The following is a 5999-nucleotide window of genomic DNA, read 5'->3' on the forward strand; positions in this document are numbered from 1 at the left end:
TATCTGGCCGTGGTTCCTACCTATTTCGCCCCCTAAAACTGTCCGAAGTATTGCAGAAGAGATAATGAAGGAAGCGGAAGAGCATTCAAAGGAAGAGGCTAGTAAGTCACGATAAGTCAAGAGGGGCGTGGTAGTCGAGGCATATTGGCTGAATCTACAGTGGATTCTATAAATGAGTTTATTCGGCCTCTCACGCTGAATTAGCTTTACGTGACTTTCTGTGGCGTCTTACTCGGTAAGCGCCATAGCTCTCATAGCGGACCATAGGGGTCCAAATAATTTCTACTTTCACCGCGGCGACCCAAAAAGCATGACAGCACCATAAGTGCCCTTCAGTGGGGCGAGGCAGACTTTTTGGTCGGCTTGAGCTAGGTTGCGGTATAGGAATTATGCATGAAAGAAATCTTTGGGGATGATCTTCAGCTGGCGATCGGTTGCTAATTTGATGTGATTATCCATGGTTGTAATTGCCACTGCCAAGTGGGTAAAGGAATTACGCTATCCATAAAAAATCTATTCTCCGATGCATATCGAACAAATCTAGGTGCGAAGAAGTGGATCAAAAGGCTCGGTGGTTATTCGAGTGTGAATATTTCTAAAGATGACTTTAATCACACGATTTTAAATTTCACTGGCGAGGAAATGGAGTCAAAACCGACTGCGAACCTATTAGGCAGATAATGAGAAAGATAGCTTACCCTTTGATTTGTGCAGGCCTGGTGAGCGGAAGTTGGGAGGAGATATCGAAAATTATTGAGGCGGAGCTTGAGGTCGAAGAATATACGCTCGTTATATTCAAACCATAAGACGTTACATTGAGTTAGCTAGAATCGAGTGATTTCAACTGAAAGATAACGGGAGCTGGTTTTGTACAAGTTATTCTATTATCCGAGAAATGCAAGTTGGGCGCCCCATATGATTCTTAAGAAGATGGGCGTCGAGTACGAAACGATATTGACTGACAGAAAGGCCGTTGAGCAAAAATCAAGTGAATACATGAGATTGAATCCTACAGGTAGAATACCCAAATTGCTTGATGAAAACTTAATAATTTCTGAAAGTGACACAGAATTCTGAACACTGCCGTTTTGAAAGATATAGCCGGTCAGTAGAGTGGGCTTGATGTGCAATTATCTAGGCAATAAGCTGTTGTGGACCCTTTTGTTAAAAGGAGTGGTTTGTTTTCAAGAAGGACTGAAAGACAGATAATTACTCAAATGACCAGGGCATGGACACGATTTAAATCATAATATTCTCTTGTACTTCGACAGTTCTATTGGCAGGAATTCTATAATATTCGATAGCGCTGCTTGAGTTCCTTACCATGGCAGCAAAAATCCTCTCACGCCAGTTTGCCATTTTACTGTAGCCGCCGGTTACTGGGAATATGTTATACCGGCAAATAAAGAAGGAGGCTTTAGCAGGGTCTATATCTAATAAATGTAGCTTATTGAGTCGTTGTAGGGTGCGTTCCACGTCGGGGTGTTCCATATATCCATAACGGAGAATAAGTCTAAAACACCCCTCTCTTAATTTGCTAATAATCACTCGATTCTTGAGCATAACTTTGGGCACATTCACCGCAGTCACCGTTAAGAAAAGGTTTTTTTCGTGTAGTACACTATTGTGTTTCAGGTTATAGATCAGGGCATGGGGTACATTGACTTGATTGGTGCTTAAAAATATAGCCGTGCCTGGCACTCTGAGTGGTGGTTTCTTAAAAAGGGAATTTAGATAGGGTGCTAGTTTATAGTCCTTGCTTTGTAAGTAGTAGTTAACCGCCTGTCTGCCACTGCGCCAGGTTATCATTAGCATTGCGATAAATGCCGCTAAGCTGACTGAGAACCAACCACCATGACCGATCTTTGCCAGGTTGGAGGTGAAAAATGCGAAGTCAATAACGACAAAGAAAGTACCCCCGAGAATACATACAGCCAGGTTGTATTTAAGGCTATAGCGGTAGACTACTGCTGCGATACAAGAAGTAATCAACATGGCCCCACTCACGGATACGCCATAAGCGCTGGCTAAGTGCATTGAACTCCCGAAGGTGAGGGTGACCATTAATACTGCAATCATCAATATAAAATTGACACCTGGCATATAGATCTGCCCTGCTAACTCTGAGGAAGTGTGGTGTATCGCGAGCCTGGGTAGAAGACCCAGCTGGATGCCTTGTTTAGCCAGTGAGAAGGTGCCGGCAATACAGGCTTGGGAGGCGATGCAGGTAGCAGCGGTGGCGAGAACGATTATGGGATAGAGTGCCCAGTTGGGATACATTCGATAAAACGGATTATCTACTGAAGAGGGCTCCAACATTAAAAGAGCACCTTGGCCCATGTAGTTCAGCATCAACGCGGGAAGTACTAACCCCAGCCAGGCGATTCGAATTGGTCTGCGGCCAAAATGCCCCATATCGGTATACAGCGCCTCTCCTCCAGTGAAGACCAGTAATACTGCTCCCAGTATCCAGAAGGACGCTATGCCATGCCCGCTTAGAAATTTGAGTGCATGAAGGGGGTTAATTGCGTGCAGGACAGCTGGGTTTTTTATGACCCAGGATGCGCCGATAATTAACAGGATTAAAAACCAAATGGCGGTTATTGGTCCGAATAGCTTTCCTACGGCTTCTATACCAAAGCGCTGCATAAAAAACAGCCCGAGAAGTACCCCCACTGAAATTGGAAGTATAAATGGCTTGAGCATCCTACTGCCAATTTCAAGGCCCTCGATAGCAGAAAGCACGGATATTGCCGGTGTGATAACGGCATCCCCAAAGAACAGTGCTGCACCACAGATCCCTGCGCCTATCACAAACTTTCTCAGTGAATCCCGTCCCTTGGTTGCCTCCAGAGCTAGGGTCATCAGAGCCATAATGCCGCCTTCACCTCGGTTGTCTAGGCGCATCACAATCGTCACATATTTTACCGTAACGATGATTGTCAGGGCCCAGAATACCGCCGAGACGCCGCCAATAATATTTTCGGCGGTTAAAGGAATCCCGTATCGCGGGTGGAAGATGAGCTTGAATGCGTAGAGTGGGCTGGTGCCAATATCACCAAATACAACGCCGAGAGCAGCAAGTGACAGAATCCAGTGTTTTCCTGCGCCTTCTGAAGGAGATTCCATTTGCAACTCTTATCATACGGTGTCATACAGAGGCAGTGATCAAAGACTTATCAGGGATATTTCTGTCATCTGGAAATAGGCAGCTGCCACGCGCAAGAAATTGGCCTTCCCTGAGAGTGATCTTAGCAATACACGGCTGGGACAGCCGATGAGTTAGGGCACCGAACATATTCTATAAACCCATGAAGCCGGAGAATTTCTGGCAGTCAGAGAGTTCTGGTAAATAGAGCCTTGGCGTGCGGTAGTTAATTCAAGTCGTCTATTTTCTCTCAGGCATTTTTTCTCTGTATCGCAGGTGTGAGACAACAGGAGCCCCCCTAAATGAAAGCCTCAGATTTATTTGTTCGAGCCCTGGAGCAGGAGGGTGTGGAGTATATTTTCGCCATTCCGGGTGAGGAAAACCTGGACATGCTGGAGTCTTTGAGAGGATCGGCAATCAAGCTCGTTGTGACCCGGCATGAGCAGGGCGCTGGCTTTATGGCGGCAACCTATGGGCGTCTAACCGGCAAGTCCGGTGTTTGTATGTCCACTCTCGGGCCTGGTGCCACTAACCTTGTGACGGCCGCGGCCTATGCACAGCTTGGTGGTATGCCAATGGTAATGATCACCGGACAAAAGCCGATCAAGAGTTCAAAGCAGGGGCAATTTCAGATTATCGATATCGTAGATATGATGCGGCCACTGACAAAATTCACAAAAACGATTGTGGGTGGTGATTATGTGCCCGCCCACGTACGCGAAGCTTTTCGGCAATCTGAAGAGGAGCGGCCGGGCGCGACACATTTGGAATTTCCCGAAGACATCGCTCGCGAACACTCCACCATGCCCGTTTTGGAGCCTAGCTATACACGAAGGCCGATTGCTGAAGATAAGGCGCTGCGGAAAGCTGCGGAGGCTATTGTTGCCTCACGAAAGCCACTGTTGCTGGTGGGAGCAGGGGCCAACCGTAAGCTTACTTCCACAATGCTGCGGAAGTTTGTCGATAAACTCGGTGTTCCTGTGGTGACGACCCAGATGGGTAAAGGGGTTATCGATGAATCCGGGCCCCATTTTATTGGCAATACTGCGCTCTCGGATGGAGATTTTGTTCACCGCGCTATCGAGCAGGCCGATTTGATTATCAATGTGGGCCACGATGTAGTAGAGAAGCCGCCATTCTTTATGCGCCCAGGAGGGCCGGAAGTTGTCCATATCAATTTCAGCTCGGCGCAGGTTGATCCCGTGTACTTTCCACAGATTGAAGTGGTCGGTGATATTGCCAACAGCTTGTGGCGGCTTGACCAGCTCTTGGAGCCGCAGGACCATTGGAGCTTTACAGATGCGCATCGCATCCGTTCAGCGCTGCAGAAGCATATCCAGGAGGGTTCTAGCACAACTACTTTCCCGATTCGGCCTCAGCGGCTGGTCAAAGACATCCGCGATGTTATGCCAGAGAAAGGCGTTATTGCCCTGGATAACGGCATGTTTAAAATCTGGTTTGCGCGTAACTATCCCGCGTTGGCCCCCAACACAGTGCTTCTCGATAACGCCTTGGCGACCATGGGGGCAGGTTTGCCGTCTGCGATGGCAGCAAAACTGGTGTGCCCGGATCGCCGTGTTATGGCCATCTGTGGGGATGGCGGCTTTATGATGAATTCCCAGGAAGTAGAAACAGCGGTACGCTTAAATCTTGATCTGATTGTGCTTATTTTGCGCGATAATGCCTACGGAATGATTAAGTGGAAGCAGGCAATGATGGAGTTTGAAGACTTTGGACTCGACTTGGGCAATCCAGATTTTGTCGAGTATGCAGAATCCTACGGTGCTCATGGCCACCGGGTCGAGAAGACGGATGAATTGAAACCGATAATTGAGAAGTGCTGCAAAGCCGGTGGTGTCCATTTGATCGATGTGCCCGTGGATTACAGTCATAATGATCGTATTCTGAATCACGAGATCCGGGAGCTTTCCAGCAAACTGTGATTTTATAGAAAGGTCCCATTTTTTAACTGGCCAAAACGGCCCTCGGTGGCGCTACTTCATAAATCGATCGACAGCGACATCGACCCAATTCAGTTTGAGCGTGATGGTGACTTTCTCGTTCACCGGAAACATGGTGGGGTCTAACAGGGCAATCTTGGCTAGCTGGTTGCGTTCGGTAGGTTTGAAGGTATTTTGGAACTCTTGGGGTAGCGCCTCTGAAAGGGGAATTGTTTCTATCAATATTCCCTTATCCTGGTAGCGTCCGCTGGAAACCAACACTTCTAAACCTGGCTTGATAGCAAACTGATATTGGTTGGGCAGATAGGCGAGAACATAGGCTTCACCGGTATAAATGGACATTAAAGGCTCACCGGCCTCGTAGACATTGCCCACATGTGGGATCGAGGCACCTACCAAGCCCGTTGTTGGGCTTTGAACAACACCACCATTGTAGTGTTGTTCAAGTTTTCTTAACGCTCTTGTCGCATTGTCTGATGCGTGCTCTACGGCCTTTCGCTTGTCATCCAGCGTGGTACTCTCGACCTGTATTTTCACTAGGTTTTCACGGGCCTCGTAATTATCTCGTAGCACGTCCTGATAGGTTACTTCGCTGACGGCTCCTCGGTTTGCCAGCTGGTCGATTCGATTGACGATTCTTTCTACTTGTAATTTTCTTTCGCGCGCGGGGGCGAGTAATTGCTTTGCCGTTTCAGAGAGTAGAGTAAATTCAGCGGTGATCCTTACTAAATTTGCTTGGCGGGAGGAGAGATCAGCGATTCGTTCCAGTAACTCTATAGACTCAATTTTTAACAGCAGCTCTCCCTCTGTAACGGTTTGACCCTCGTTAATAGCAACAACACTTCGGACAGTTTCATGCAGCTATAGCCCCATAGTCACTGTACCGCTCG

Annotated in this window: 4 protein-coding genes; 2 read left to right on the forward strand and 2 right to left on the reverse strand. The window is 47.6% G+C overall.

Annotated elements, in window-relative coordinates:
• Positions 1-867: 867 nt before the first annotated feature.
• Positions 868-1077, forward strand: coding sequence for a thioredoxin domain-containing protein (locus MO867_RS20040; protein ID WP_256474220.1), 210 nt, complete (start codon positions 868-870; stop codon positions 1075-1077).
• A 162-nt stretch (positions 1078-1239) separates the two neighbouring features.
• Here MO867_RS20040 and MO867_RS20045 read toward each other — a convergent pair whose 3' ends face one another.
• Positions 1240-3129 carry a potassium transporter Kup gene (locus tag MO867_RS20045; protein ID WP_252472408.1) on the reverse strand — a complete coding sequence of 630 codons (1890 nt, stop codon included), beginning with the start codon at positions 3127-3129 and terminating at the stop codon, positions 1240-1242.
• Between the two features lie 321 nt (positions 3130-3450).
• Between MO867_RS20045 and MO867_RS20050 the strand changes: the two genes are divergently transcribed.
• Positions 3451-5091, forward strand: a complete 1641-nt coding sequence (locus MO867_RS20050) for an acetolactate synthase large subunit (protein WP_252472410.1) — start codon at positions 3451-3453, stop codon at positions 5089-5091.
• A gap of 51 nt (positions 5092-5142) precedes the next feature.
• Here MO867_RS20050 and MO867_RS20055 read toward each other — a convergent pair whose 3' ends face one another.
• Entirely contained in the window at positions 5143-5646 is a 504-nt protein-coding gene (locus tag MO867_RS20055) for an HlyD family secretion protein (RefSeq protein ID WP_252472411.1), read from the reverse strand.
• Positions 5647-5999 lie beyond the last annotated feature (353 nt).

Origin of the sequence: Microbulbifer okhotskensis (assembly GCF_023895975.1) — a bacterium.
Lineage (GTDB): Bacteria > Pseudomonadota > Gammaproteobacteria > Pseudomonadales > Cellvibrionaceae > Microbulbifer > Microbulbifer okhotskensis.